General features: G+C 69.5%; 2 protein-coding genes. Both read left to right on the forward strand.

Features of this window, described 5'->3' with window-relative positions; all coding sequences use genetic code 11:
* Positions 1 to 153 precede the first annotated feature (153 nt).
* Entirely contained in the window at positions 154 to 849 is a 696-nt protein-coding gene (locus AC5LUJ_RS07230) for an LmeA family phospholipid-binding protein (protein WP_250286535.1), read from the forward strand.
* A gap of 585 nt (positions 850 to 1,434) precedes the next feature.
* Positions 1,435 to 3,882, forward strand: coding sequence for an FHA domain-containing protein (locus tag AC5LUJ_RS07235; RefSeq protein ID WP_493464672.1), 2,448 nt, complete (start codon positions 1,435 to 1,437; stop codon positions 3,880 to 3,882).
* Positions 3,883 to 3,928: the final 46 nt, after the last annotated feature.

Below are 3,928 nucleotides of genomic sequence, written 5' to 3' on the forward strand. Positions count from 1 at the left end.
CCGCCCGGGAGCCCGCCGTACGGGAGCCCGCCGTACACGGGTGCGCAGTACGGAGGTCCATCGTATGGAGGCCAGCCCCCCCTCGCGCCCACCGGCGTGACGCCGGGCCCGGTATCCCGCCGCCGGCGGCGGTGGCCGATCATCACGTTGGTCGTGCTGGTCATCCTGTTGGTCGTGGCCGACCGCGCGGCGGTGCCGATCGCCGAGAGCCAGATGAAGGCGAAGGCGGAGACGTCGGTGGCGCAGAGCAGCACCAACCCCGGGGTCAGGCCACCCAGGGTCACCGCCGTCTCGATCGGTGGCTTCCCCTTCCTCACCCAGGTCGTCTTCGGCAAGTACGACGACCTGCGGGTGACGGTCACCGACATTCCCACGCCCGGCCCGCGGATCACCGAGGTGAAGGCCAGGCTGCAGGGCGTCCACGTGCCGTTCTGGGACGCCATCCGCGACCAGGTCAAGGACGTGCCGGTCGACAAGGTGACCGCGGACGTGCAGATCACCTATGACGATCTCAACGCCTACCTGGCAACGCAGAACGTGAAGGTCACCCCGGTCGGCGACGGCCAGGAGGTGCACATATCCGGCAGGATCGACACAGGCCTCCTCGGTACCCAGGAGCTGAGCGGGGCGACCCGTTTCGGGGTCCAGGACAACACGCTGACCCTGATACCCACCGAGATCCTTGGTTTCCGGCTGCCGGGCCTCCCACTGCCGGGGATCCCGCTGCCGATCGACAACCTGCCGTTCAACCTACGGATCGAGAAGGCCGCCACCGGCAAGGACGGTCTCTCGGTCACCGCGACGGCGACGAACGTGGTCCTGCCCGCGGAACCCGCACCGGCTTCGTAACGGACGGTACGCGCCACGGCAGGTGGCTGGAAGAGGCTGGACGCCGGAAGAAGGCGGCGAGCGGTATCCGTGCCCGGCTGCCGGGCCGGCGCCGGTCGCCGTCCGTACCGGCTCGTCGTGACCGTTCGCTATGCGCTCGGTCATGAATCCCGGTCGCCGTTCGTTTGCTTTCGGTGACCGTGAGGATTCGGCCCACTGGTGGCACGCGAAAAACAAGATCTTTTTTCCTGGCCCTCTGTCGTGACGTCGAATCGACGACAGTTGACGGACGTGGGATAGCCCGCGCGTCATCCTCGGCCGGTACTGGATATCGTCACACCGGCAGCCGGCCGTCTACGGACATGACTGGCCCCACGCAGCCTGCTCCTCTGCGTCCAGTCCGTGGTGATTGGCACACCCATCGTCGATCGAGGTAGGTGGGCGGCGCTACGATCCGACGACCAGCAAGATCGGAAAATTCATGTCGAAGTCAGTCCGGCGGGACATCCGGCCTGTGTCCCGCCCCAGAGGGCCGATGGCGGCGCGAGCGCACTTCTCGCGCACTGCCGGGGGCCACCGTCCCTGGGTCGCCGAAGGGGGAAACACGTGCAGACGACCCTGAGAGTCGTCAGCGGTGCCAACGTGGCCACCGTGCCCGCCGGCCAGCCGTTCGTCGTCGGCCGCGCGCGCACGGCCGACTTCGTGATGCCGGACAGCCGGGTCTCCCGCCGGCACCTGCTGATCGAGCCGGTCGGCGCGGGCTGGGCCGTCCGGGACATCAGCTCGAACGGGACCTGGCTCGACGGCCAGCGGGTGCAGAGCGTCGACGTCAACGGCGAGGTCCGGTTCCGGCTCGGTACCCCGACCGGGCCGGAGGTCGTCGTCCTGCTGGAGGCTCCCGCCGGCTACGCCGACCCCCCGCGTTACGCCGACCCGCACTTCGAGATGCCGACGATGCTGCGTGACTCCGCCGGCTACGAGCCCGGCCCGCAGCTGCCCCGGCAGCCGTCGGGCAACCAGGCCGAGACGAGCAGCCACGATCTCGACCGTGAGCACGAGCGCCAGACCTCCTACCGGCTGCGCCCGGGCCGGATGTCCATCGGCCGTTCCCGGGACAACGACATCGTCGTGGGCGACCTGCTGGCCTCCCGGCGGCACGCCGAGATCTACCTGGCCCCCGGCGGGGACGTGGAGATCGCCGACCTCGAGTCGGCCAACGGGACGTTCGTCAACGGCAAGCGCATCATCCGCGAGCCGGTGCCGCAGGGCGCGGTCATCGCCGTCGGCCACCACGTCTTCCAGCTCGTCGGGGACGAGCTCGTCGAGTACATCGACTCCGGGGACGTCAGCTTCGAGGCCGACGGCCTGAACGTGTGGGCCGGCCAGAAGCAGCTCATGCACGACATGACCTTCCGGCTGCCCGGCCGGGCGCTGCTGGCGGTGGTCGGGCCCAGCGGCGCGGGCAAGTCCACCCTGCTCAACGCCCTGACCGGTTTTCGCCCCGCGGACCAGGGCGCGGTGCGTTACGCCGGCCGGGACATGTACTCCGAGTACGACGAGCTGCGCCGCCGCATCGGTTACGTCCCCCAGGAGGACCTGCTCCACACCACGCTCAGCGTCCGCCGTGCCCTGGAGTACGGCGCCGAGCTGCGTTTCCCGCCGGACACCACCAAGCAGGAGCGTGGTGCCCGGGTGGACGAGGTCCTCGCCGAGCTCGGTCTGACCCAGCACGCCGACACCCAGGTGGCCAGGCTCTCCGGCGGCCAGCGCAAGCGCACCAGCGTCGCCCTGGAACTGCTGACCAAGCCCACCCTGCTCTACCTGGACGAGCCCACCTCCGGCCTCGACCCGGGCATGGACAAGAACGTCATGGAGTCGCTGCGCAAGCTGGCCGACGACGGGCGCACGGTCGTCGTGGTCACCCACAGCGTCGCCCAGCTGGATCTCTGCGACTACGTCCTGGTGCTGGCGCCCGGCGGGTACGTCGCCTACTTCGGCCCGCCGCGCGACGCCCTGTCCTTCTTCACCAAGAGGGACTACCCGGACGTCTTCCTGATGCTGGAGGCCACCCCCGGCGCGGAGTCGGCGGAGCGGTTCCGCCAGTCGCGCTACTACGTCCCCGCGTCGGTGACCGCGCCGTCGGCCCGTCCGGCACCGGAGGACCTGCCGAGCATCCGCCAGCAGTCGGTGCTCTCCCAGCTCGTCACGTTAAGTAGGCGCACACTCTCCGTTGTCGCGTCCGACAGATCCTACCTACGACTGATCATCGCCTTCCCGTTCCTGCTCGGGCTCATCCCACGGGCCATCCCCGGCGGGTTCGGCCTGCCCGAGGACGGCTCACCGAATTCGGACGCCGGCACGATCCTGCTGGTGATGGTGCTGTGCGCCTGTTTCATGGGGATGGCGAACTCCGTCCGGGAGATCGTCAAGGAACGGGCCATCTACCGGCGGGAACGGGCGATCGGGCTGTCCCGGACCGCCTACATCGGCTCGAAGATCGTCGTACTGGCCCTGATCACGACGTTGCAGGCGATCCCGTTCACCCTGATCGGCCTGGTCCGCCGGGAGCCCGACACAGCGGTCGTGCTGGGCAACCCCCTGCTCGAGTGCCTGCTCGCGGTGATCGTGGTGTCGCTGGCGTCGGCCATGCTCGGGCTGCTCATCTCCGCCCTGGTCGACAACGCGGACAAGACCATGCCGCTGCTCGTCCTGCTCACCATGGCGCAGCTCGTGTTCAGCGGCGGCATCCTGCCGGTGCACGGCAAGCCCGGCCTGGAGCAGGTCAGCCTGGTCGCGCCGGCCCGCTGGGGCTACGCCGCACTGTCCTCGGTCGGTGACCTGAACGCGATCAGCCTGGCCCGTGAGCATCGCCCCGACGGCAAGCCGCTCAACCCCAAGGTCGTCGACGACCCGTTCTTCGACCACACCGCGCGGGCATACGGCATCGACATCGCCGGCGGCGTGGCGATCGGCGTGATCTGCGTCATCGTCACGGCCATCCTGATCCGCCGGATGGACCCGAAGACCGCCAAGCGCAAGCCGACGCCGTCCTGACGGTCCGCCCGTCACATCCCTGACCGAGGTCCGGGCAGCTTCCAGG

It is taken from the genome of Protofrankia sp. CiP1_Cm_nod3 (assembly GCF_982290655.1).